Origin of the sequence: Rhizobium terricola (genome assembly GCF_012927355.1) — a bacterium.
GTDB classification, from domain to species: domain Bacteria; phylum Pseudomonadota; class Alphaproteobacteria; order Rhizobiales; family Rhizobiaceae; genus Allorhizobium; species Allorhizobium terricola.
Window position 1 is genome coordinate 1,234,046 of the sequence record NZ_JABBGK010000001.1, and the last position, 23,428, is coordinate 1,257,473.

Annotated in this window: 26 protein-coding genes and 1 tRNA gene; 16 read left to right on the plus strand and 11 right to left on the minus strand. The window is 62.7% G+C overall.

What is annotated here, in order from left to right; genetic code table 11:
- Positions 1-28 precede the first annotated feature (28 nt).
- From HHL25_RS05825 to HHL25_RS05840, 4 genes are all read right to left on the minus strand, one after another.
- Positions 29-721: a hypothetical protein gene (locus HHL25_RS05825; RefSeq protein ID WP_169588133.1), complete on the minus strand. Its 693-nt coding sequence runs from the start codon at positions 719-721 to the stop codon at positions 29-31.
- Positions 722-851: 130 nt separating this feature from the next.
- The gene (locus HHL25_RS05830; RefSeq protein WP_169588135.1) at positions 852-1,511 is read right to left on the minus strand and encodes a hypothetical protein; all 660 of its coding nucleotides are present in this window, start codon (positions 1,509-1,511) and stop codon (positions 852-854) included.
- Between the two features lie 292 nt (positions 1,512-1,803).
- Positions 1,804-2,241 carry a DUF1489 family protein gene (locus tag HHL25_RS05835; protein WP_169588137.1) on the minus strand — a complete coding sequence of 146 codons (438 nt, stop codon included), beginning with the start codon at positions 2,239-2,241 and terminating at the stop codon, positions 1,804-1,806.
- 63 nt (positions 2,242-2,304) lie between these two features.
- A complete protein-coding gene (locus tag HHL25_RS05840; protein WP_169588139.1) occupies positions 2,305-3,705 on the minus strand; it encodes an L-serine ammonia-lyase in 1,401 nt (466 codons plus the stop codon).
- Between the two features lie 579 nt (positions 3,706-4,284).
- Between HHL25_RS05840 and HHL25_RS05845 the strand changes: the two genes are divergently transcribed.
- From HHL25_RS05845 to HHL25_RS05855, 3 genes are all read left to right on the plus strand, one after another.
- Positions 4,285-4,983 (plus strand): DUF599 domain-containing protein, encoded by a 699-nt coding sequence (locus HHL25_RS05845; protein ID WP_169588141.1) that lies wholly within the window; start codon positions 4,285-4,287, stop codon positions 4,981-4,983.
- A 76-nt stretch (positions 4,984-5,059) separates the two neighbouring features.
- Complete coding sequence (locus tag HHL25_RS05850) at positions 5,060-6,028, plus strand: heparan-alpha-glucosaminide N-acetyltransferase (protein ID WP_169588143.1); 969 nt, start codon at positions 5,060-5,062, stop codon at positions 6,026-6,028.
- A gap of 12 nt (positions 6,029-6,040) precedes the next feature.
- The gene (locus tag HHL25_RS05855) at positions 6,041-6,517 is read left to right on the plus strand and encodes a methyltransferase family protein (protein WP_169588145.1); all 477 of its coding nucleotides are present in this window, start codon (positions 6,041-6,043) and stop codon (positions 6,515-6,517) included.
- A 12-nt stretch (positions 6,518-6,529) separates the two neighbouring features.
- Here HHL25_RS05855 and HHL25_RS05860 read toward each other — a convergent pair whose 3' ends face one another.
- Both HHL25_RS05860 and mgtE read right to left on the minus strand, forming a co-directional pair.
- Entirely contained in the window at positions 6,530-6,916 is a 387-nt protein-coding gene (locus HHL25_RS05860) for a MerR family transcriptional regulator (RefSeq protein WP_169588146.1), read from the minus strand.
- Positions 6,917-6,983: 67 nt separating this feature from the next.
- Complete coding sequence (gene mgtE, locus HHL25_RS05865; RefSeq protein ID WP_169588148.1) at positions 6,984-8,402, minus strand: magnesium transporter; 1,419 nt, start codon at positions 8,400-8,402, stop codon at positions 6,984-6,986.
- A gap of 212 nt (positions 8,403-8,614) precedes the next feature.
- Here mgtE and HHL25_RS05870 point away from each other — a divergent pair, with 212 nt between their 5' ends.
- Positions 8,615-9,109, plus strand: a complete 495-nt coding sequence (locus HHL25_RS05870) for a peptide deformylase (protein WP_169588150.1) — start codon at positions 8,615-8,617, stop codon at positions 9,107-9,109.
- Between the two features lie 76 nt (positions 9,110-9,185).
- The gene (locus tag HHL25_RS05875) at positions 9,186-9,692 is read left to right on the plus strand and encodes a BON domain-containing protein (RefSeq protein ID WP_246701696.1); all 507 of its coding nucleotides are present in this window, start codon (positions 9,186-9,188) and stop codon (positions 9,690-9,692) included.
- A gap of 84 nt (positions 9,693-9,776) precedes the next feature.
- Here the strand turns inward: HHL25_RS05875 and HHL25_RS05880 are convergent.
- Positions 9,777-9,861: transfer RNA gene (locus tag HHL25_RS05880), tRNA-Leu, on the minus strand.
- Positions 9,862-10,051: 190 nt separating this feature from the next.
- Between HHL25_RS05880 and lipB the strand changes: the two genes are divergently transcribed.
- Positions 10,052-10,795 (plus strand): lipoyl(octanoyl) transferase LipB, encoded by a 744-nt coding sequence (gene lipB / locus HHL25_RS05885; RefSeq protein ID WP_169588152.1) that lies wholly within the window; start codon positions 10,052-10,054, stop codon positions 10,793-10,795.
- A 16-nt stretch (positions 10,796-10,811) separates the two neighbouring features.
- Here the strand turns inward: lipB and HHL25_RS05890 are convergent, their stop codons facing one another.
- Positions 10,812-11,234, minus strand: coding sequence for a helix-turn-helix domain-containing protein (locus HHL25_RS05890; protein WP_390624496.1), 423 nt, complete (start codon positions 11,232-11,234; stop codon positions 10,812-10,814).
- A 300-nt stretch (positions 11,235-11,534) separates the two neighbouring features.
- Here HHL25_RS05890 and HHL25_RS05895 point away from each other — a divergent pair, with 300 nt between their 5' ends.
- From HHL25_RS05895 to fghA, 10 genes are all read left to right on the plus strand, one after another.
- Positions 11,535-12,458, plus strand: coding sequence for a DMT family transporter (locus HHL25_RS05895; protein ID WP_169588154.1), 924 nt, complete (start codon positions 11,535-11,537; stop codon positions 12,456-12,458).
- A gap of 185 nt (positions 12,459-12,643) precedes the next feature.
- Positions 12,644-13,279, plus strand: coding sequence for a hypothetical protein (locus HHL25_RS05900; RefSeq protein WP_169588155.1), 636 nt, complete (start codon positions 12,644-12,646; stop codon positions 13,277-13,279).
- Between the two features lie 44 nt (positions 13,280-13,323).
- A complete protein-coding gene (locus tag HHL25_RS05905) occupies positions 13,324-14,601 on the plus strand; it encodes a hypothetical protein (RefSeq protein ID WP_169588157.1) in 1,278 nt (425 codons plus the stop codon).
- Between the two features lie 50 nt (positions 14,602-14,651).
- Positions 14,652-15,272 (plus strand): GNAT family N-acetyltransferase, encoded by a 621-nt coding sequence (locus tag HHL25_RS05910; protein ID WP_169588159.1) that lies wholly within the window; start codon positions 14,652-14,654, stop codon positions 15,270-15,272.
- A 125-nt stretch (positions 15,273-15,397) separates the two neighbouring features.
- Positions 15,398-16,525 (plus strand): S-(hydroxymethyl)glutathione dehydrogenase/class III alcohol dehydrogenase, encoded by a 1,128-nt coding sequence (locus HHL25_RS05915; protein ID WP_169588161.1) that lies wholly within the window; start codon positions 15,398-15,400, stop codon positions 16,523-16,525.
- Positions 16,494-16,898 carry a BrnT family toxin gene (locus HHL25_RS05920; protein ID WP_315853031.1) on the plus strand — a complete coding sequence of 135 codons (405 nt, stop codon included), beginning with the start codon at positions 16,494-16,496 and terminating at the stop codon, positions 16,896-16,898. The genes HHL25_RS05915 and HHL25_RS05920 overlap by 32 nt, the downstream gene beginning before the upstream one ends.
- A complete protein-coding gene (locus tag HHL25_RS05925; protein WP_169588163.1) occupies positions 16,864-17,121 on the plus strand; it encodes a BrnA antitoxin family protein in 258 nt (85 codons plus the stop codon). The genes HHL25_RS05920 and HHL25_RS05925 overlap by 35 nt, the downstream gene beginning before the upstream one ends.
- A gap of 15 nt (positions 17,122-17,136) precedes the next feature.
- Positions 17,137-17,586: a YaiI/YqxD family protein gene (locus HHL25_RS05930; RefSeq protein WP_169588165.1), complete on the plus strand. Its 450-nt coding sequence runs from the start codon at positions 17,137-17,139 to the stop codon at positions 17,584-17,586.
- 40 nt (positions 17,587-17,626) lie between these two features.
- Entirely contained in the window at positions 17,627-18,286 is a 660-nt protein-coding gene (locus HHL25_RS05935; RefSeq protein WP_169588167.1) for a DUF1345 domain-containing protein, read from the plus strand.
- 20 nt (positions 18,287-18,306) lie between these two features.
- The gene (gene fghA, locus HHL25_RS05940; RefSeq protein ID WP_169588169.1) at positions 18,307-19,140 is read left to right on the plus strand and encodes an S-formylglutathione hydrolase; all 834 of its coding nucleotides are present in this window, start codon (positions 18,307-18,309) and stop codon (positions 19,138-19,140) included.
- A 129-nt stretch (positions 19,141-19,269) separates the two neighbouring features.
- Here fghA and HHL25_RS05945 read toward each other — a convergent pair whose 3' ends face one another.
- From HHL25_RS05945 to HHL25_RS05955, 3 genes are all read right to left on the minus strand, one after another.
- Entirely contained in the window at positions 19,270-20,904 is a 1,635-nt protein-coding gene (locus tag HHL25_RS05945; RefSeq protein WP_169588171.1) for a glycoside hydrolase family 43 protein, read from the minus strand.
- Between the two features lie 144 nt (positions 20,905-21,048).
- Complete coding sequence (mgrA, locus tag HHL25_RS05950; protein WP_169588173.1) at positions 21,049-22,101, minus strand: L-glyceraldehyde 3-phosphate reductase; 1,053 nt, start codon at positions 22,099-22,101, stop codon at positions 21,049-21,051.
- Between the two features lie 174 nt (positions 22,102-22,275).
- A complete protein-coding gene (locus HHL25_RS05955; protein ID WP_169588175.1) occupies positions 22,276-23,409 on the minus strand; it encodes a Gfo/Idh/MocA family protein in 1,134 nt (377 codons plus the stop codon).
- Between the last annotated feature and the right edge of the window lie 19 nt (positions 23,410-23,428).

Genomic DNA, 23,428 nt, shown 5'->3' on the forward strand with positions numbered 1-23,428 from the left:
TGAAAAGGTCTACGGAGATTGACATTTCTCACCTCCTGATGAAGTCGCCTTGGGCTACTTTGCGAGAAAAGGGGATATCTGACGCCTTGCCCGTTGCGGGGCTCAGCCTTGGCTCTGGATACGGTCCCAACCACTCCATCACGTTCTCTACTTTACCTTTGGTCACCGCCTCATTGGTGATGGCCATCGTGATGGAAGCCAACCGGTAGCCCGGCCCGAACGAGGCCTCGAGATCGGCGGGATCGACCAATTTCACACTGGCAGGATCATCGATGTCGCCGAAGGTGACCAGCAAAGGATACTGGTCCGGTGTCAGCGTGCGTATCTCCCCGCCGCTCCATGAACCCCGTGCCGCGGCCGGCAGAAAGGCCCGAATGGCAGCCCAACTGTGCTTGGGCATCTTGTCGGGCGCGAAGACGGACAGTGCGCGGAAGTCCGACCCTGGCAGGAGAGCGAAAAGGTAGCGGCCGCCGGGAAGCCAAACGACCGTCGCCTCGCCCCGAAACTGGTGACCGGCACCCGGCATGTCCGGCAGCAACTTCGGGCTGCTGCTCCATTCGACGGCGACGACGGAGGAACCCGTTACAGGCCCGTCGGGCGTCTCGACGGTGACCGTGAGCTTCTGATGCCACGAATAGACCGGATAGATCGCCCGCCAGCAGACCATGACCGCGGCGATTACCGCAATCACCTTCAAGAACCGATCGAACCAGAGTTTCATGGGCAACTTCCCTCGCGGCTATGTACAACCGCATCCTGAGCCTTCTTAGGTCTGAAGCTTTGCCACATTCTTTATCCTCTGCCGCTCTAGCCGCCGGGCAGGTCGGTGTCGGCTCGCCAAAGATTTGCAGCTAGTTGACAAGCGTCGCGCCTGCCTTTCGGCTGTCCACAAATTGAAGGAAATCATTACCTTTGGCGGTGATCTCAACTCTCTCGTCGATCAGCAGTACAAGACCCTGGCTTCGCAGGTATGCGCTCCACCGTTCGAAACCCCATTCCGCAAACAGCTCAGGTCTTATTGGTATGACATTGTCTTCAAAATACTTTTCCGCCTCTTCCAATGAAACGGAACCCTCTGAGAGGCGCCTCAACGCATCAACCTGAGTTTTGAATATATTCGCAAATATGAATTCGAAGTCGGCGAGAACCCTGGCTTCAGCAAGAGCTCTGACCAAGAGGGGCTCCCTGCTTTCTGCTATAATGGGTGTGAGTTCCTGCTGAATCTTCTCCACCAAGTCATTGACGGTACTGAGGCGGTGCGGGCCGGCCACAAAAGGTCCGGGAGTTGCTTGAGAAGTCGGCTGCATCTCAAAATCAGCACTGGTTGGGCTGATGTTACGCAAATGCGGTATTTTTTCTCGAATTTGCTTTCTAAAGATCCATATCAAGCAAAAAACCGCTAGCGGCCAAGCAATCCCTTTCAGCAAATCCACCAGCGTCTTCGCCCAATCCAGCCAGGAGACCTCCTGTAGCTTGATCAAAAGGCTCCAAAAGCTTGAGCAGCTCTCCATTCTTCCTCTCCATGACTTGGCTCTAATTTCAGCACGCAACACAACCTTAAGTCTTATGCCACAAACCAAGCAAATATGCAGAAGTTGTCACAATCAAACAGGTATGAGTCAACAAGGCCACCCTCGAAGACCTTGTCCTGTTACAGACGTGTTGTAGAAAGAGGAATGGCTGCGGAAGACGCCGACGTAACGGTGCGACTTTCGGTACGTACTGACCGTTGACTACGTTCTATAGGCACAAAAAGAGCCGCCCTGCACAGAGCGGGGCCACCGCCGGCCTCCGCCGCAGCCCCTACAATAGCCCCAGTTCGGCGAGTTCGCGTTTGAGGTCTTCGGGCATTTCCTCGAGATTGGCGCCGGAGGCGCCGAGGTCGCGGGGGGCGGCATCGGGTTCGAGGTAGCGCCAGCCCTGGAACGGGCGGCGCGGCGCCGGTGCCACCTCGATCACTTCCGGGCCGAGGATCAGCTCGCAGCGGGAGATCCCGTCGCCGCCGGTAAAGGTCTTGATGTCGAGAAGCTTCTGCCGGGCGGCGACCTGGCCCTTGATGATCCAGTAGAGCGAACCGCCGTCGAGCAGTTCGTCGGCCCGCTTCGGCACCATGCGGGTGACATGGCTCGACTGCGGCGGCAGGCCGGCCGCGACCGCGACCAACGCGCGTTCGGCCACCCATTCGCGAAGATCGTCGAGACTGTCGGCGCCGACGCAGAGCTTGATCAGATTGAGTGTCATGGCTCTGGTGATAGCCCGCGCGGGGCCGGCGTCAAGGGCAAAGCGCCGATGACGCCCCAGCCATCAACATTCGACGACGTTGACGGCGAGACCGCCGAGCGAGGTTTCCTTGTATTTCTCGCTCATGTCGTTGCCAGTCTGGCGCATGGTCTCGATGCAGGCGTCGAGCGGCACGAAGTGCTCGCCGTCGCCCTTCAGCGCCAGCGACGCGGCCGTGACCGCCTTGACCGCGCCGAGCGCATTGCGCTCGATGCAGGGCACCTGGACGAGGCCGGCGACCGGGTCGCAGGTCATGCCGAGGTGATGCTCCAGCGCAATCTCGGCGGCGTTCTCGATCTGCTCGGGGCTGCCGCCCATCACGGCCGCAAGGCCGGCCGCCGCCATGGCGGAGGCGGAACCGACCTCGCCCTGACAGCCGACTTCGGCGCCGGAAATCGAGGCATTGTGCTTGATGATGCCGCCGACGGCCGCAGCCGTCAGCAGGTAGTCGCGAATGCCGTCCTGATCGGCGTCGGGATGGAAATGCAGGTAGTAGCGGATGGTTGCCGGCACGACACCCGCGGCGCCGTTGGTCGGCGCGGTGACGACGCGCCCGCCGGCCGCATTCTCCTCGTTGACCGCCATGGCATAGACCGACAGCCAGTCATTGGCGAGAAGCGGGTTCTGGCGATTGGAGCGCCATTCCTCCTGCAACTGGTCATGGATGGAGCGGGCGCGGCGGCGGACATTGAGGCCGCCGGGCAGTCGGCCATCCTGCTTAAGGCCGCGATCGATGCAGCCGCTCATTGCTTCCCAGATCCGGTCGAGGCCGGCGTCGAGCGCGTCGCGATCCATCACGACCTCCTCGTTCGCCCGCTTCATCTGGGCGATCGTCAGGCCGGAGCGGCGGGCCATCTCGAGCATCTCCTTCGCCGACGAGAAGGGATAGGGCACCTTGGTGGCGCTCGCGGCCTTCTTGCTCTTCTGCATGGCGAGGAGTTCGGTGTCGGTGACGACGAAGCCGCCGCCGATCGAATAGTAGATCGTCGTCAGGAGGACACGGCCGTCCTTGTCGAGGGCAGACAGACGCATGCCGTTGGCATGGCCCTTCAACGGCTCCTTCTTGTCGAAGACGAGGTCTTCCTTCGGATTGAAATGATAGGCGGGATGACCGGGGGGTGCGACGCGGTGGGTGCGCTCCACCTCCTCGATGATGGCGTCCATCTTGTCCGGGTCGATGCGGTCCGGCGCCTCGCCGGTCAGGCCGATGATGACCGCCCTGCCCGTCCCGTGACCGATTCCGGTATAGGCGAGCGAGCCATGAAGGCTGGCCTTCAGCGCCGCGACATGGGCGCCCTGGGGACGCGGCCAGCTGTCGGAGGCAATGAGGTCGAGAAAGCGGTTCGCTGCCGTCATCGGTCCCATCGTGTGGGAGCTCGAAGGGCCTACGCCGATCTTGAATACGTCGAAAACCGAAAGGAACATGAAATCCGCCTTGTGTCGCCTGTTCGCCGCGAGGCTAAATTATCATGTATCATGAATGCGGCGGCGAACCGACATCCGCTTTCATCGCCGCGACATTCGTCGTCGCTCCCAAAACGGCGACAGCGCGGATCCCTAAAGACCCGCGCTGTCGGAAGTCAGGACTGTTCGTCCCGTATCACATGCTGCCAAAGAGGTATGCCAGGCAGAGGATGCCGGCGAAACCGATCAATGCACGAAAAGTCACGTTCCAGCAGGATTTCTGGATGCTGTCTTCCATGAAGACTCCGTTTGAGCGTTGTTGGCAGAAAGCCGTCCCCCGACCGCCTTCGTGTCATCGATCTATTAAAATCGCCGGCGGTTCGCAACTGCAAAAATGGCAAAAGAGTGACCAAATCCGGCGACCAGCCATGCAAATCACGCATACATATTCGAGATTTCAATGACTTAAGACGAGGAGGCTTCTGGGGCGCCGGAAGAGTACTGCCTCATTTTGGGCCAATCTGTTGTGTCTTGGTTAATTCGCTTGTGGGCAAACCGAGGACGCATCATAAAAATGCAGATGCAACGCCGGGACGATTCATGACCATTCTCGACTACATCGCACTCTGCCTCTTCGGTGTTCTCTGGTTCGCCTTCGCCTGGATCACCGGCCGAAGCCGCATCTTCGCACGTACCAGCCTGACCCAGGCCATGGCCGAGCGGCGGCGCCAGTGGATCATGAATTCGCTCGGCCGCGACCTGAAGATGATCGACACGCAGATCATGTCCGGCCTGCAGAATGGAACGGCCTTCTTCGCCTCCACCTCCATTCTCGCGATCGGCGGCTGTTTTGCGCTTCTGGGCGCCACCGACCAGGTGGACGCGGTGTTCAAGGACCTGCCTTTCATCGTGCAGGGCGGGCGCACGACCTTCGAGCTCAAGGTCTTCGTTCTGACCGCGATCTTCGGCTATTCCTTCTTCAAGTTCGGCTGGTCCTATCGCCTGTTCAACTACTGCACCATCCTCTTCGGTGCGCTGCCGATGGCGGACGAGGCGCGGCGCGATCCGGAAGGGGCTGCCCGGGCCGCGGAACTCGCCATCCGCATGAACATCATCGCGGCAAGCCATTTCAACTCCGGGCTACGCGCCCTCTTCATGTCGATCGGCTATCTCGGCTGGTTCGCCAGCCCTTACCTTTTCATGGCAACGTCACTGACCGTGTTCATTGTGCTGCTGCGCCGGCAGTTCTTTTCCGAGGCCCGGCTGGCGCTGATCGAATCGCCCCCGCCCGCGCCTTGAAATGGTCACCTTTGCGCGGTCTGGCACGGGGCGGAATTCAGGACCGACGACGAGACGGACAGCGGAAGGAAGAAGCGTGGCGGCGCATCCCGACAGCAGCGAGAGCACAGCAAAGATGCCCCGGATCGGGGCGCTCGACGCGGCGCGCGGCATCGCGCTCATCGCCATGGCGACCTACCATCTGACCTGGGACTTCGAGTTTTTCGGCTACCTCGACCCGGGCACCGCAACCCATGGCTGGCTGAAGCTCTATGCACGGTCGATCGCCTCGAGCTTCCTTTTCCTCGCCGGATTCAGCCTGGTGCTCGCCCATTTTCCAACGATCCGCTTCGAGTCCTTCTTCAAGCGTTTCGGGGTGATCGTCGCGGCGGCGCTGGCGATCAGCGCGGCAACCTTCTTCTTCGTCCGCGACGGGTGGATCTTCTTCGGGATCCTGCACTGCATCGCGGCCGCAAGCCTGATCGGCCTTGCCTTTCTTCGCCTGCCACCAGTATTGACACTGATCGTCGCGGCCGCCGCCGCGGCGCTGCCGAGTGTCTACCATGCGCCGCTGTTCGACCTGCCTCCGCTGCTCTTCGTCGGGTTGTCGGAAAACCTGCCGCGCTCCAACGACTACGTGCCGCTGCTGCCCTGGACAGGAGCGCTGCTGGCCGGGATCGCCGTCGCTCGCTTCGCCTTTTCGCGCGGCTGGCTGCATGCGCTGGCCCGGCTTCCCGCCGGTCCCGGCTGGCTGCGCTGGGGCGGACGCAACAGTCTTCTCGTCTATCTTGTCCACCAACCGGTGCTGATCGGCATCGTCGCGTTGATCTCGATCATCGCACCGCCACAAAAACCTGATCCTATACAGTCCTACCTGGCGAGCTGCGAAGCGGCTTGTCTGGCCGAGGGGTCGGACACGACACTCTGCAACCGGTTCTGTTCCTGCACGCTCGAACGCCTGCAGGAACAGTCGCTACTGACGCCTCTCCAGTCTGGCGCAATCTTGCCGGACAAGGATGAGCGCGTACTAGAGCTTGCGCGTGCGTGTTCGGCCACCAGTCAATGACAGGACCTGATCATGAATGCCTATCGGTTGAAACCCCTGAGTTTCCCCTGGCCGCCCGTTCTCTACGGACTGGCCATCCTCTTCGCCCTCATCGCCGGCCGCTTCGTCGGCCTTTTTCCCTCGATGATGCCGGGCAGCTACGTGTTCCTCGGCATCGGCGGCGCGATGATCGCGGCCGCGGTGCTGCTTGATCTCTGGGCAGTGAAAACGCTGATCGAGTGCCGGACGACGGTCATGCCGCATCGCGGCGCGCAGCGACTGGTCACCTGCGGGCCATTCCGCTACAGCCGCAACCCGATCTATCTGGGCTATACACTGGCGACCGCAGCCTTCGGCTTCCTGACCGGCAATGCCTGGTTCTTCGTCGCCGCGCTGGCGGCTGCAGTGGTCACCACCTACATTGCCATCCGCAACGAGGAAATGCACCTGCTGGCGCGTTTCGGGATCGATTTCGAGCAGTACTGCCAGCGCACCCGGCGCTGGCTCTGAGGCAGGGTCGGATCAGGTTCCGACGCCGATTTCCACCAGGCGGGTCAGGCAGGCCTCTTCGGCCTGGTCGAGCTCGGTCAAGGTCTCGTCGATGTCGCGACGCTTCTGGCGAAGCTCCTCGCGCTTCTCGTCGATGCGCTTCATCATCAGCTTCAGCTGACCGATCTCGCCGGGCGGTTCCTTGTAGACATGGACGATCTCACGGATTTCCGCTACCGTGAAACCAATCCTGCGGCCGCGCAGGATTTCCTGCAGCAGTCGCCGGTCGGCGGCGCGGTAAAGTCGAGTGCGGCCCCGGCGTTCAGGATGGAGCAGACCCTCGTCTTCATAGAAACGAAGCGTCCGGGTCGACACCCCAAATTCACGCGTCAGTTCCGTGATGCTGTAATATTTCTTCACAACCGTTCCGATTCATTTAGGAAACGGTATAATATTGACTTTTACGTATAAGTCAATTTTTCGCGCATCAGCCCGACATGAACCACCAGGTGGCCAGGCCGAGGAAGCTGAAAAACCCCGTCGTGTCGGTGATCGCAGTAACGAAAACGGCCGAAGATACGGCCGGGTCAGCGCCCGCTCGGTGGAGCAGCAACGGGATCATGATGCCGGCCATGGCGGCGGCGAACATGTTGATCAGCATGGCGGTGGTGATCAGGCCGCCGATCGAGACGTCGTGAAACCAGAACCCGGCGACCATGCCGACCATGCAGCCGAACAGCACGCCGTTGATCAGGCCGACGCCGGCCTCGCGCCGGGCAACGCGCCAGGCATTGTGAATGTCGAGATTGCGGGTCGCGAGCGCCCGAACGGTCACGGTCATGGTCTGCGAGCCGGCATTGCCGCCCATTCCGGCGACGATCGGCATCAGGATGGCAAGCGCCACGACCTGCTCGATGGTCGCCTCGAACAGCGAGATGACGGAGGCGGACACGAAGGCCGTGAACAGGTTGACCGCGAGCCACGGCACACGCGAGCGCGACGTTTCCACCACGCTGTCCGACAGTTCTTCGTCGCCGACGCCGCCGAGGCGCATCAGATCTTCCTCAGCCTCTTCCTGGATGACGTCGACCACGTCGTCGATGGTCAGCACGCCGACCAGACGCTCGTTCTCGTCGACGACGGCAGCGGAGAGAAGGTCGTACTGCTCGAAGAGTTGGGCGGCCTCTTCCTGGTCCATCTCGGCCGGGATCGGATGATTCATCTCGCGCATGATGGTCTCGACCTTGACCTGGCGCTTGGTGCGCAGGATGCGGTCGAGATCGACAGTGCCGAGCAGCTTGAAGGTCGGGTCGATGACGAAGATCTGGGTAAAGGTCTCCGGCAGGTCTTCCTCGTCGCGCATGTAGTCGATTGTCTGGCCGACCGTCCAGAAGGGCGGAACGGCGACGAATTCGGTCTGCATGCGGCGGCCGGCCGAGCTTTCCGGATAGTCGAGGGCGCGGCGCAGGCGGACCCGTTCGGTGAACGGCAGCTGGGCGAGAATCTCGTCCCGGTCCTCCTGGTCGAGGTCCTCGAGAATGTAGACGGCATCGTCCGAATCGAGATCACCGATGGCGGCGGCGATCCGGTCATTCGGCAGATGCTCGACGATCTGCAGACGGATCCCCTCGTCGACCTCGGTCAGCGCGGTCAGGTCGAAGTCGTCACCGAGCAGGCGGACCATCGCGATACGCTGGTCGGGCAGGATCGCCTCGATCAGGTCGCCGATTTCCGATTCGTGCAGGCGCGCCACGTTCTGGCGGAGGAAAAGCAGATCGCGGTCGGCGATCGCGGCACCGACAAGGGCAAGGAAGTCTGACCGAATCGAGCCGTCCTCGGCATAGATGTCCGCCGGGGCGTCTTCCTGGGGAGCGCGAACGCGGATGTCTTCGCCGGTCTCGGTCATACGTGCGCCCTCGCCCAAATCAAATCTCTGGCCGGCCTCTTTCGCCCAAGCGAGAATGGCGCCGGAAAACGCATTGTCAACAACCGCCTAGCGCAACGCAGCGATCGATATGCAATTGCGAACGCTTCCTGCTAACGTATCGGCGAAGCCGGGTCCAGCCTCGATTGCGCCATCGCTTCGCCTGCCCGCTCCACAATATGAAAGAGGTCTCCTTGAGCGTCCGTCCGATCGTCATCTTCCCCGACACCGCCCTCAAGGTTCCGGCAGAGCCGGTGGAACAGTTCGACGGCGCCCTGCGCGCCCTTGCCGACGACCTCCACGACACGATCAGGGCGGCACCCGGCGTCGGCATCACCGCGCCGCACATCGGGGTGCCGCTCCGTCTCGTGGTGCTCGACCTGCCCGAACTCGGAGGGCGGCGCGACTACGCCAATCCGGAAATCCTCGGTTTTTCGCAGGAGACGATGGAGCACACGGAAGGCTCCGTCTCGATGCCCGGCGCCACGGAGACAGTCACCCGGCCGCGCGCTGTCGACATTCGTTTCCGCGATCTCGACGGCGCGATCCATGAGGAAAGGCTCGAAGGCTTTGCCGCGATCTGCATGCAGCACGAGATCGACCAGTTGGACGGCATGTTCTGGCTGCAACGCCTTTCGAAGCTGAAACGCGACCGGCTGATCCGTAGATGGGAAAAGAGCCGCAAATAGGGTCGCCTCGGCAGGTTTTCGGATCCAAACCCGATCCTGCGCGTTTCCTTCGACGCAACAGTGTCAGAAGGGAGCAATGATGACCAACGGCGCACGCGACAGAGACGAGTTTTCCCGAGAGGAGGACTACCGAGATTTTGAACAGCGGGACATCGACGGCGGCTGGCCCTATGACGACGGCGCCGGCGCTGGCGCAAAGCCTGTTGCCAACGCGGCCTATGGCGAGACTGACGCCAATTTCGATCGCGAACGCAATCGCGGCTTTCGCGTGACCAAGGCCGAACCTGATGGGAGCGAGGCTCCCCTCGTCTCCCCGGTCCTGCCAGAGACCGACCATCGCGAGCTTAGCGATCAGCTCGAGGCGGACATTCACGCCGCGCTCGAGAATTTTTCCGAGACCACGCTTTCGGCGGTGGACCTCCATGTCGACGGTCATGTCGTGACCTTGAGAGGCGATGTGGATACGCCCGGAGAGCGAAGGCTGATCGAACTGAAGGTGCTGGGCGTAGCCGGGGTCACGACCGTGCGCAATCTGATCAACACCATCGGCACCGACGCACATATTCCAACGGATACGGAGTGAAGTCCAGCAACGGGGAATCCCTGAAACGACAAAGCCGGCTGCCTTTCGGCGAGCCGGCTTTCGTATTCTTCCTCTAGGGAAGAATGGTGCGGTCGAGAAGACTCGAACTTCCACGTCTTGCGACACAGCGACCTCAACGCTGCGCGTCTACCAATTCCGCCACGACCGCATCTTGGTAGCGCCGAATTGCTCCGGCGGGGCTGCATGTAGCAAAAGCATTCCGGGTGCACAAGGCCAAGATGACAGTTTTTTGAGATTTCCCGCACCGGGCTTACGGAAGGCCCTGACGCCCAAGGATTCCCGCCCCTTGAAGTGGCCCCACTTTCTTGCCAAGTAGAGGGAAAGGAAGGCTTTTCCCAATGCAGCGCAGTGATCTTACGACTGAAATGTTCGCCTCCGCCGGCTCTGCCCCTGTGCGCTGGCGGATATCCGAAGGCCTTGTTCCCTATGAGGAAGCGGTCGCCGAAATGGAACGCGAGGTGGCGGCGATTGCCGACGGCACGGCGGACGAACTGGTTTGGCTGCTCGAGCATCCGCCGCTCTATACCGCCGGCACCAGCGCGGAAGCCAAGGACCTGATCGAGCCCGATCGATTCCCGGTGTTTTCCACAGGCCGGGGCGGCGAATACACCTATCACGGCCCGGGCCAACGGGTTGCCTATGTGATGCTCGACCTGAAGCGACGGCGGCAGGACGTGCGCGCCTATGTGGCCGCGCTCGAAGAGGTGGTGATCCGCACGCTCGAGAAGATGAACGTCAAGGGCGAGCGGCGCGAAGACCGCGTCGGCGTCTGGGTGCGGCGACCGGAAAAGCCGCTGCTCGCCGACGGCTCCATGGCAGAGGACAAGATCGCCGCCCTCGGCATCCGGCTCCGGCGGTGGGTGAGCTTTCACGGTCTGTCGATCAATGTCGATCCGGACCTTTCGCATTTCTCCGGGATCGTGCCGTGCGGAATCAGTGCCTATGGCGTCACCAGCCTGGTGGATCTGGGCCTGCTGGTGATGATGGCGGATGTGGACATCCGGTTGAGGGAAGCCTTCGAGGATGTGTTCGGCCCGACGGTGGGCGACGAGGGCGCGGCGAGCCCGGAAGCCGGCGCGTGAGCGCGACGCGAGATCGCTAGCGCCGCAGCCGCACCGATTCGAAGCGTTCGATCTGGCGTGCCAGGCCGTCGATCAGGCGACCGGTCTCTCGGTGCAGTTCATTGAGGCGGGCAAGTTCGACCCGCATGGCCTCGAGCAGTAGCGACTCGTCATCGACGGCCGGACCGAGGCCGTTGCCGGTCATCAGCCACATCGGAGACACACCGAGGATACCGGCTATGTCGATGAGCCGGGAGGAGCGTGGTTCGGCGCGATCGGCCTCCCAGGCGGTCAGCGTCTCGCGCCTTACGCCGAGACGATTCGCCAGATCCGCCTGACTGATGCCGCTCGCGTCACGTGCGGCCGACAATCGTCCACCGAGCGTGTCATCGCTGGCGTCGATCATTCGACGCGCCAGATCGGGCCGCAAGGTGTGACCGCTCCTATCGCCTGTATCCATGCCGGTTGCTCCATTCTTCCGCATCGACCGCGCGAAAACCAAACCTGACAGCAGGTCCGGCGTGGCCGAGACCCTTGCGATTATGCGGATCATATGGCGAAGGCGAGGCAGTGGCTCTCCTTCGCGCGCCATGGCATGACGCCAGCGAAGCGGTAGAAACATATCGCCTTTTTCCGATTTATGACAACGCCCGGCGCGGCCTTCCGCGCCCCCGATCCGGCGTACCGTCCGGGACGCCGGGGCCCTTGATAGCTGTGATCGCCTATGCTTCATGGAGCCTCCCGTTTGAAGGCTCCCAGCATGACCCAGCACCGCGCACCGACCGCCGAAAATCCGATGCAGGGCATGGCCCTGATGGCGGGCTGCATGCTGGTCCTGCCGTTGATGGACGCGATCGCCAAATACATGGCGAACGTCGAAGGCATGTCGCCGGGCCAGGTCAACTTCTACCGATTCTTTTTCCAGGTCGCATGCATCGTGCCGTTCCTGCTCGCCATCCAGGGGCGCTCGGCACTGTCGGCGAAACGTCCGGGCCTCAACCTGTTGCGCGGGGTGCTGCACGGCGCGGCGAGCCTGATGTTCTTCACCGCCGTCAAATACATGCCGCTCGCCGACGTCTTCGCGATCTACTTCGTCGAGCCCTTCATCCTGACCGCGCTTTCCGCGATCTTTCTCGGCGAGAAGGTCGGCTGGCGGCGCTGGACGGCCATCGTCGTCGGCTTCGGAGGCGCGATGATCGTCATCCAGCCGAGCTATGAGGTGTTCGGACTCACGTCCCTCCTCCCCGTCGCCTGCGCTTTCCTCTACGCGCTCTACATGTTCCTGAATCGGGCGATCGGCGAGGCCGATTCGCCGGTTACCATGCAGACCATGTCGGGTATCGGCGGCACGTTGTTCATGGGCATCGTCCTCCTTGGCGGCAATGCCGTCGGACAGACGGATTTCGCGATCTCGCTCCCCTCGTCCTGGTTCGCGCTGATGCTGCTGATGATCCTGGGCTCGATCTCCGGCTATGCCCACCTGCTGGTCGTGCGCGCCTTCCGCCTGGCGCCGCTGTCGGTTCTGGCACCGTTCCAGTATTTCGAGATTATCGCTGCAACCATCCTCGGATATGCGCTGTTCGACGATTTCCCGACCGTGTCGAAATGGGTCGGAATCTGCATCATCGTCGGCTCTGGCCTCTTCATTCTCTGGCGCGAGCATCGTCGCGCCCAGGAACGCTAAAATGCAATGCTTTCCCGTTACACGACGCTAACCGGGAAAATTGGCACAAACGCAATCTTTGTCGGATAACACTCGTCCCAGTTTCATGATGAAACAGGGATAAAAAGATGAGCGAGTTTCGTCTCTCTTTTCCGGCATGTGTTGTCGCCGGGAAGAACAGGCTGTCCGCCGAGGACATATTCTTATTGCGCAAGTTTACCTTCCCCGAAGGTATCCAGACACCCGACGACGTCGTCACCCTCCTTGCCCTCAACAATTCCTGTCCGGAAAAGTGCCCGGAGTGGCGTGATTTCTTCGTCGAGTCGCTGACGCGTTTCATCGTCGACCGCTGTTATCCGATCGGCTCGATGGACGACCTCAACGTCGACTGGATGAAGCGGGTCTTCTCGGTCGATGGCGTGGTGCATGACGAACTCGAGCTGGCGGTGGTGCTGCATGTCATGGACGTGTCACGCCATGTGCCGCCGACGCTCAAGGTGCTGGCGCTCGACCAATTGCGCGTGGCGCTGAGCGAAGGACGGGGCGCGCTTGCAGTCGGCCGCCCGCCGCAGGGTGGGATCGGCGAGACGGAACTCGCATATGTCCATCGCATCCTGCGCAGTGCGTTCGACCGGGGGAGGATAGACCTCTATCCGATCGAGATCGCGGCGCTTGAGGAAATAGACCGGATCGCGTCCTCGCGCTCCAGTCACCCGGAATGGACCGCGCTGATGAGCGGCATCCGCCGGAGCGAGACGGACAAGGGTACGCCGGTCGAGCCGCCGCGGCGCTGGCTGCAGGTTCCGGACGCGCTCTTCCTCGACGAGAACAAGGTGGCGTAGCGACGCGAGCGGCCCGGAGAGCTGCGGCAGAAAGGAGTGCACCCGTGACGACATTCCAGGCAGCCTTCATTCTCCTCGGCATCAATCTCGGCCTGATCTGGCTGATGCTCGCCGCACCGCTCGGTCGTCGCACCATCACGGTGAGGCGCCACCTCGACATGCGGCCGGAAGAGATCTGGGACATGACCCGCCCGGGCGGCGGGCTTGCCGACTGGCATCCGTCGGTACTGTCGGTGAGCACGCTCCAGGGCACGCCCGACAGGCTGGAACTGCGCTACCGGCAGCCCGACCGGACGGGCCGACCGATCACCCGCACGATGGCCATCGACCGGACCGGCGTGAAGGCCGACGGCGAGTTCAGTTGCGAGCTTCGGATCGTTGCGGACAGCGCGCTCGACGCGAGCTTCTGGTCGAACTATCGCGAAGTTCGCACGATCGGCCCTGCCGAAGACGGATCGACCGTCGCAATCGAACAAACCGACCGTTATCACGGCCTCGGCTTCCTGCTTTTCCGCTACATCATGCTGAAGCGCGAGGTGAAGGCGCTTGAGGACCATCTCGAGGGCCGCAGTCCCTCCGCTGCCGGACGTCTCGAACATCCGCTGAGCCAGGTGGCGCTCGCCACGCTCTCAACCCTGCTGCTCTGGCCCTTCTTCGGCTTCGACCGGAACGGACTGATGATCTCGGTCTTCCTTACCCTGGTCATCGTCTTTCACGAACTCGGCCACATGGTTGCCTACCGAGCGTTCGGACACGCCCGGGCGAGGATGATCTTCGTGCCGCTGCTCGGCGGGATCGCGATCGGCGGCCGCCCTTATGCGAGCCTATTCGAAGTCGCGACCTGCGCGCTGATGGGCGCCGGCGTCTCGGCCTTCGCCGTGCCGATCCTGATTGCCGGGCACCAGGCCGCCGACGACGGCATCATGGCGCCGACGAGCAGCGGACCGCTGCTCGTCTTCCTGCTGATTCTTTCCGCCTTCAACCTGCTCAACCTCCTGCCGATGCATCGCTTCGACGGCGGCCAGGTGCTCAGGCAGCTCTTTCCAAGCCGTGCCCTGCTGACCCTTGCGAGCTTCGGGATCGCACTCGTCGTCGCGGCGACGGGATGGCGAATCGGGCTGCCCGCTCCCGCCATGCTGGGGGCGCTTGCGGTCTTCACGCTGCTGAGCCTCATCCGCACCACCAGCATCAAGCCACGCGAAAAACTAGATGCGATGAGCGGTCCCGAACGGATGATGACCGGTTTCGGGCTCTATGCCGCGCTTTCGATCCACATCTGCGGCGTGATCTATGCCTGCGACAGGCTTTTCGGGACCGCCTGAGGCGCCTTTGGCCCTTGACTAAGGCAGGCGGAACGGCTCCAAAGACCGCCATGGATACCATGAACCCGCCCCTCCCCCTCGGCTATTCGGCCGTGCCCGCCGGCAAGCTTGCCAATGTCGTCACCTGCCTTGAAATGCTGACAAAACCGGCGCCCAAGCCGGTGCGTGCGGAGGACGCCGCCCTTCGCCTCGAACGGTGGACGGATGCGGATCTTGGCGAATATCGCGCACTTTTCCGCGCGATCGGCGAGGACTGGATGTGGCTGTCGCGGCTCGTCATGCCGGACGAGGAACTGCGCGCAATCCTTCATGACCCGGCCGTCGAGGTCTACACCGTGCGGGACGGCGACCGGCGTGTCGGCCTGATGGAGCTCGATCTCCGCAAGGACGGCGAGTGCGAACTCGTATTCTTCGGCCTCGTTCCGGACGCCATCGGCCAGGGCGCCGGCCGGATCATGATGAACGCGGCGATCGACAACGCCTGGGCGAAGCCGATCCGGCGGTTCTGGGTTCACACCTGCCATTTCGACCATCCCGGCGCGGTCGGATTCTACCAGCGGTCGGGCTTCAAGCCCTATGCCTTCCTCGTCGAGGTGATCGACGATCCCAGGCTCACCGGCGAGATGCGCGCCGACGCTTCGCCGCATGTGCCGCTGATCCTGCCGCGGTGAGACCCGCGGCGCTCATCTTTTCGTGATCCAATCGACCTGTCTCGGGTGATGGCCGTCTCTTGAGGCCGCCTTGCCCCTCGTGCCACATTCCAAACGCTCAAATTACAAACCCCGGAGAAGACACCATGGACGTTCGCGCCGCCGTAGCCGTGCAGGCTGGAAAACCGCTTGAAATCATGACCGTACAGCTCGAAGGCCCGCGTGCTGGCGAGGTTCTGATCGAGGTGAAGGCGACGGGGATCTGCCATACCGACGACTTCACGCTGTCGGGGGCCGATCCGGAAGGCCTGTTCCCGGCGATCCTCGGCCATGAGGGCGCCGGCATCGTCGTCGACGTCGGCCCGGGCGTCACCTCGGTCAAGAAGGGCGACCACGTCATTCCGCTCTACACGCCCGAATGCCGCGAATGCTATTCCTGCCTGTCCCGCAAGACCAATCTCTGCACCGCGATCCGCTCGACGCAGGGCCAGGGCCTGATGCCGGACGGCACCTCGCGGTTCTCGATCGGCAAGGACAAGATCCACCACTACATGGGTTGCTCGACGTTTTCGAACTTCACCGTGCTGCCGGAGATCGCGGTTGCCAAGGTCAATCCCGACGCCCCCTTCGACAAGATCTGCTATATCGGCTGCGGTGTGACGACCGGCATCGGTGCGGTGATCAACACCGCGAAGGTGGAGATCGGCGCGACCGCGGTCGTCTTCGGTCTCGGCGGCATCGGCCTCAACGTTTTGCAGGGGCTTCGCCTTGCCGGCGCCGACATGATCATCGGCGTCGACATCAACCCGGACCGCAAGGCATGGGGCGAGAAGTTCGGCATGACCCACTTCGTCAATCCGAAGGAGGTCGAGGGCGACATCGTGCCCTATCTCGTCAACCTGACGAAGCGCAACGGCGACCTGATCGGCGGCGCCGACTACACCTTCGACTGCACCGGCAACACCAAGGTCATGCGGCAGGCGCTCGAAAGCGCCCATCGCGGCTGGGGCAAGTCGGTGATCATCGGGGTGGCGGGTGCCGGCCAGGAAATCTCGACGCGTCCCTTCCAGCTCGTCACCGGCCGCCAGTGGATGGGCACTGCGTTCGGCGGCGCGCGCGGCCGCACCGACGTGCCGAAGATCGTCGACTGGTACATGGACGGCAAGATCCAGATCGATCCGATGATCACCCACACCATGCCGCTCGAAGACATCAACAAGGGTTTCAACATGATGCACAAGGGTGAATCCATCCGCGGCGTCGTCGTCTATTGAGCGCGATCCCCCGAGGCGGCCGACCAGCGGCCGCCTCGAGATAAATCCGTTGTGCGCATCTACAAATGTAGCTACAATTATTCCCATATTTGAATGGGACGATGCGAAAGACGCCTCGAACATAGCCAAGCATGGTATTGGCTTTGCCACTGCCATCCGCATCTTCGACGGTCCTGTTGTGACAGCCATCGACGATCGTTTCGATTATGGCGAAATGCGCCACAACAGTGTCGGCATGATCGAGAGTTTGGTCTGCATCGTCGTTACGCACACGGATCGGAACGGGGTGACGCGGATCATCTCCGCCCGCCCAGCCAAACGTCGGGAAAGGGAGCGATATGCCGAAACGCTACGACAAAGAACTCACCCTTGAACAACTGGCCGTCTTGCAGGATGAGGATATCGACACAAGCGATGTTCCCGAACTGGACGTGACGTTCTGGCAACAGGCGAAGATCAGCCAACCCGAGGGAACAGAGCAGATCACGCTGCGGGTCAAGAAATCCGTCCTCCAGGCATTCCGCAACACCGGCAAAGGATATCAGACGCGCATGAATGCCGTTCTTGAAACCTACGTCCGCAGTCTGAAGAAGTAGCCTAACAGCGATCCCATGCCCCAGATCTATGTCGATGCCGATGCCTGTCCGGTGAAGCCGGAAATCCTCAAAGTCGCCGAGCGCCACGGGCTCGAGGTGACCTTCGTCGCCAATTCGGGCCTGAGGCCGTCCCGCGATCCAATGGTCAAGAACGTCATCGTGTCCGGTGCCTTCGACGCCGCCGACGACTGGATCGCCGAGCGCGCCGGTCCGGGCGACATCGTGGTGACGGCAGACGTTCCGCTCGCCGGGCGCTGCGTGGCCGCCGGCGCTTTCGTGACCGGGCCGACGGGGCGTGTCTTCGACACGACCAATATCGGCATGGCGACCGCCATGCGCGACCTCGGGGCGCATTTGCGCGAGACGGGGGAGAGCAAGGGTTACAACGCCGCCTTCTCGCCGCGCGACCGTTCCGCCTTTCTCGAGACGCTGGAGCGGCTTTGCCGCCGCTCCAAGGCGTGTTAGTCGGTTGCCTCCCCGTAACCCGCGCAGCGAAAGTCCGGACATGGCCAGTCTCTTCGACCGCACGATCGCCCACCGGCACGGGCCGTTCTATGCAGGTCTCTGGGCCGGACTGGTTGCCGCGCTCGCGGCATTCCTGATCAAGCCTCGGCTCACCCTGGACGCCGGCGCTGTCGTCTTCTTCTTCAGCTATCTCGCGCTGATCGGTCTTCGGATGCCGCAACTGACGGCCGACTACCTGAGGGACAATGCCGAGCAGGCCGACGAACCGGCGCCAGTCATCCTGGTCGTGACCCTCGGCGCCGTGGTGATTGCCGTCGTCACGCTCTTCCTCGCACTCAACCGCACCTCCGGCGGCAGCACTCTCGGACTCGTGCTCTCCTTTCTCTCCGTCGTCGGCGGCTGGGCGACCATCCACACGATGAGTGCCATCCACTACGCGCATCTCTACTGGCGTCCGGAAACGACGGCCGACGGCGCCGACAACAAGGGCGGCCTCGCCTTTCCGGAGACCGAGGCGCCGTGCGGCTGGGACTTCCTCTATTTCTCCTTCGTCGTCGGCATGACGGCACAGACCTCCGATACCGACATCACCTCCACCCGCATGCGACGGATCAATCTCTTGCACGCCGTCGTATCGTATTTCTTCAATACCGTGCTCATCGCGGCCGCCGTCAACGGCGCCGTTTCGCTGGCCGGCTAACAATCCCGGGGACCCCAAAGATGAAGATCCTTTCCCAGAACACCGCCTTCGGCGGCATGCAGGGCGTTTTCTCGCACGAATCCGAAGCGACCAAGGGCGGGATGACCTTTGCCGTCTTCGTTCCGCCGCAGGCGATCACCGAAAGGCGGCCGGTGCTCTGGTATCTCTCCGGGCTCACCTGCACCCACGCCAATGTCATGGAAAAGGGCGAGTACCGCCGCATGGCCGCCGAACTCGGCCTGATCATCGTCTGCCCCGACACCAGCCCGCGCGGCAACGACGTGCCGGACGAACTCACCAACTGGAAGATGGGCAAGGGCGCCGGCATGTATCTCAATGCCACCGAGACGCCCTGGTCGGATAACTACCAGATGTACTCCTATGTCACCGAGGAACTGCCGGCGCTGGTCGCCGAGCATTTTCGCGTGGACATGGACCGGCAGGGCATCTTCGGCCATTCCATGGGTGGCCACGGCGCCATGACGATCGCGCTGAAGAACCCCGACCGCTTCAAGAGCTGCTCGGCCTTCGCCCCGATCGTCAATCCGCTGACCGCCGACTGGACCCAGGACACCTTCGAGAAATATCTTGGGCCCGACCGGGCCAAGTGGCGTGAATACGATGCCTGTGCGCTGGTGGAGGACGGGGCACGCTTCCCGGAATTCCTCATCGACCAGGGCAAGGCCGACAGTTTCCTTGAAACCGGCCTGAAGCCCTGGCTGTTCGAAGAGGCGATCAAGGGCACCGACATCGGGCTGACGCTGCGCATACACGAGCGCTACGACCACTCCTACTACTTCATTTCGACCTTCATGGACGACCACCTGAAGTGGCATGCCGAACGGCTGGGATGAGATTCGAGACTTACGCCCTCATGCTCGGGCTTGTCCCGAGCATCCACCACCATCGAATTGACCGACACCGCGGCAGATCCTCGGGACAAGCCCGAGGATGACGACCGGAGAGGCCGGAGCCGCGGTCCGTCACACGCGCCGATAAACGAAGAAATCGAAATCGGCGCCTTTCGCCCGGCCGCTGGTGTCGAAGGCGAACATGCCGCAGAAGGCGCCGGTGAAGGAGCCGTGCTCGCCGCGGCCTCCCTCGTCGGAGATCACGCCGGCGTCGAGGACCGGGCCGACAGGCTGCCAATCGACATCCCCTGCCCCCGACACCGCATCGGTCGCGGCCGGCCGCCAGAAGAACCGGAGATCGTTGTCGATGACCTCCATGGCGAGATCGACGGGGCCATCGGGAACGGCTATGCCGGGACCGAGCGGAAAGCTTAGCCGGCTATCCGGGTAGTCTCCGGCGCAGGACAGGATGGTGATCACACGGCCGAGCTTTTCGTGCAGGGTCACGCCGAGGGCGTGAAGCTTGTGCCGATTGTAGTAGTGAGTGAGGCCGGCCACCTGCTGGTAGGTGTCGGGAGCAAAGTCGATCCGGGTTTCGGCCCGAAAGCGATGGTCTTCCTGCCGGCGGGCTACGAGCGACTGCTCGAACCAGGAACCGAGGCTTTCCCGACCATAGAGGCGCAGATGTCCCGGACGGGCGGCGAGCGAGAAGAGCCGGTCCGGCTCCGGCGTGCGAAGCCACTGGAACTCGGGCGGGAGGACGACATCGTCGAAGTGCCGGCTGATGACCGCAGGCCGCGCCACGCGGTCGACCGGCTTCGGCGGCGCAACTTCCAAGGCCGGAACGGGAGTGCCGTTCTCGAGATAGAGCCAGCCGTCGTCTCTCCAGACACATTTCTGCAAGGCCGTTTCGCGGCCCAGCGTGCAGCGGCGCTTCGGCGCCAGCGGCCGGCCGCAAAGATGGGTGTGATAGGCCTTGCCGTCGGGCGTTTCGACATACTGGCCGTGGCCGGCGCGTTGAAGTGCTGCGTCGGGCCCGTCCTTCGAGGTGATCAGATGGGTGTCGGGATGCATCTCGTAAGGGCCGTCGATCGCGCGCGAGCGCGCCATGGTGACGGCATGGTCGTAGCCGGTGCCACCCTCGGCGGTGGTGAGGTAATACCAGCCGTTCTTCTTGAAGAGATGAGGCCCCTCGACCAGGCCGAGCGGACTTCCGGCAAAGATGTTCCTGACCGGCCCTTTCAGCGCACCCGCGGCCGGGTCCCATTCCTGCAGAAGGATACCATCGAAGGCCGGGTGTTTCGGCGAGCCGCCATAGCTCTCCGTTCGGTGGTTCCACTGCATGTTGAGGAACCATTTGCGACCGTCGTCGTCATGGAACAGCGAAGGATCGAAGCCGGAGGAATTCATATAGACCGGGTCGGACCATTCGGCTTCGATCGACGGTGCGGTGACGATGTAGTTGTGCGCGTCCTTGAAGTTGCCGTCGAAGCGCTTGACGTCGGTATAGACCAGCCAGAACCGGCCGTCCGCGTGGGAAAGGCACGGCGCCCAAATCCCGCAGCTGTCGGGATTGCCGCGCATGTCGAGCTGGCTTGCCCGCTCCAGCGGCCGGCGCACCAGCGTCCAGTTCACCAGGTCGCGCGAGTGATGGATCTGCACACCGGGATACCACTCGAAGGTCGAGGTGGCGATGTAGTAGTCCTCGCCGACCCGGCAGATCGATGGGTCCGGGTTGAAGCCCGGCAGAATGGGATTGATGATCAAGTCTCTCTCCTCGCTTTTCGACTGCCCCTCGTCCGGCTGCCGCCACCTTCTCCCCGCAGGCGGGGAGAAGGAAAATTCGGCACCGCTTCGGCCATCCCCTCTCCCCGCCTGCGGGGAGAGGGTCAGAGCGAGGGGCAAATTCGGTCATTTCTTCTTGCGTGCCGGTCCCTTGCGCTCGGCGGAGGCGGCCCAAAGGTTGATGTCGGCTTCCCGTGCGTAAACGCCGATCTCGGCCAGTTCGTCGGGGGTGAAATCGCGCCGTTCGAGCGCCTTGACGCAGTCCTCGACCTGGGCTGCCTTCGAGGCGCCGATGAGGGCGGTGGTGATGCGGTCGCCGCGGAGCACCCAGGCGAGCGCCATCTGGGCCAACGTCTGGCCACGACGCTCGGCGATCGTGTTCAGCTTGCGAATGTTCTCGATGTTGCGTTCGGTAAGGAAATCGCGGTTGAGCGACTTGTCCTGCGCGGCCCGGCTCTCCTGAGGGATTCCGCCGAGATATTTGGCGGTCAGCATGCCCTGGGCGAGCGGTGAAAAGACGATGGAACCGATGCCAAGCTCTTCGAGCGTATCGATCAACCCGTCCTCCTCGATCCAGCGGTTGATCATCGAATAGCTCGGCTGGTGGATGAGGCAGGGTGTGCCGAGGCTTTTCAGGATGGCGACCGCCTCGCGGGTGCGCTTCGAATTGTAGGAAGACAGTCCGACATAGAGCGCCCTGCCCGACCGGACGATATGGTCGAGCGCGCCGCAGGTTTCTTCCAGCGGCGTATCGGGGTCGAAGCGGTGCGAATAGAAGATGTCGACATAATCGAGGCCGAGGCGCTTCAGGCTCTGGTCGCAGGAGGCGATCAGGTACTTTCGGCTGCCCCATTCGCCATAGGGGCCGGGCCACATGCCGTAACCGGCCTTGGACGAGATGATCAACTCGTCGCGATAGCCGGCGAGATCGGTCCTCAGGATCTCGCCGAAGGCCGCTTCCGAAGCGCCGCCCGGGGGCCCGTAATTGTTGGCGAGGTCGAAATGGGTGATGCCGAGGTCGAAGGCCCGGCGGACGATCGATTGCTTCACGGCATGCGGGGTGTCATTGCCGAAATTGTGCCACAGGCCGAGAGAGATCGCCGGCAGCTTCAGGCCGCTCCTGCCGCAGCGGTTGTAGGTCATCCGCTCGTAGCGGTCTTGGGCCGGGGTGTAGGTCATGGAAGTCTCCCAAATTCAGTCAACTCAGGTCGTCATTTGCCCCTCATACCCCTTGCCGGGACCTTCTCCCCGCAGGCGGGGAGAAGGGGTAGAACGGCGGCCCCATCGGCCTTCTCCCCGCGAGCGGGGAGAAGGTGGCGGCAGCCGGATGAGGGGCAAGCGAAGTCTCTGACCTTATCTAAGCAAGGCAAGCGCCTCGTCTACTTCGAGTGCCGCCGGCTGGGTACAGGTCGTCGACAACGTCACGAACTCACCCGTCTCGCCGGATCTCAGGATCGCCGTCATGACTTCGACGCCATGCAGCGCGCGGTCGAGCGAGCAGCGCGCGTCGCGGTTCTCAAGGATAGCCACGGCCATGTCGGCAAGGCCGGCGGTGCGGTAGTTGGCGCGCGGACCTTGCGGGCTCTCCTGGTTGTTGCGGCCGAAGGGGTGGTCCCAGGCGTCGAGCGGCCGGATGTCCTTGTCACGCCCCGAGGCCTCGACCAGACCGCCGAAGAAATTGGGATCGGGCACGTAGAGCGAGCCCTCGGTGCCGTAGAGTTCCATGTTGGCGTGGCGATGCGACCACACATCCCAGCTCGCCGACAACGTGATCGTGGCGCCGTTTGCGAATTCCAGAAGGGCGTGGATGTTGGTCGGGGTTTTCACCGGTATCACCTCGCCGGCCCGCGGCTGGCTGGTGATGGTGCGGGTTTCGCTCGCCATCGAGGTCAGCGCGGCGACCCGCTTCACCGGGCCGATCAGGTTGACGAGGTTGGCGATATAATAGGGTCCGAGATCGAGGATCGGGCCGCCGCCGGGCAGGAAGAAGAAGTCCGGGTTCGGATGCCACATCTCCATGCCCGGGCTCATGACATGGCAGGTGCCGGAGGTGATACGGCCGATGCCGCCCTGGTCGATGAAGGCGCGGGCAAGCTGATGCGCACCGCCGAGAAAGGTATCCGGCGCGCATCCGACGGATAGTCCCCGGCCACTTGCGATCCGGCGCAGATCCTCGCCGGCCTCGAGGCTCAAGACCAGCGGCTTTTCCGAATAGACATGCTTGCCGGCCTCGAGAATGCGCCTCGAGACAGCGTAGTGGGCGTCCGGGATGGTCAGGTTGACGATGATGTCCAACTCGTCATTGGCGAGCAGGTCTTCGATCGTCTGGGCCTTCACGCCGTATTCCTCGGCGCGCAGCTCGGCGGCGTTCATGTTGAGGTCGGTGCAGGCCAGCACCTTCAGGCCCTTGAAGAGCGGTGCGAGCGAGAAATAGGTGGTCGAGATATTGCCGCATCCGATGATGCCGACGCCGAGTTCGCGTGCCATGGATAAGTCCTGCTTTCTG